The following is a 287-nucleotide window of genomic DNA, read 5'->3' on the forward strand; positions in this document are numbered from 1 at the left end:
GGCCCGCGACCCGGCCAATGGCTATCAGCTTTTCAATCAGACCGACCTGGAGCGGCTGCGCTTTATTCAGCGCGCCCGCACCCTGGGTTTCAGCGTAGCCGAGATCGGCGACATCCTGGCCCACGCCGACCAGGGCGATTCGCCCTGCCCGTTGGTGCGCGACTTGCTGGCCAGCCGGCTGCCGCAGATTCGCGCCCGCATTCAGGAGCTGGAAGCACTGGCCTCGCGCATGGAACAAGCCCTGGAGGCCTGGGCGGAAATGCCTGACGGCACCCCCGACGGCCACA

The 287-nt window shown here is 67.6% G+C and carries 1 protein-coding gene; it reads left to right on the forward strand.

The genetic code is table 11. The features are described from left to right. Positions 1 to 287, forward strand: a 287-nt coding sequence (locus JYB63_RS22930; RefSeq protein WP_205660231.1) for a MerR family DNA-binding protein, incomplete at both ends; no start/stop codon positions are given.

Source organism: Aliamphritea spongicola (assembly GCF_017051665.1).
GTDB lineage: Bacteria > Pseudomonadota > Gammaproteobacteria > Pseudomonadales > Balneatricaceae > Amphritea > Amphritea spongicola.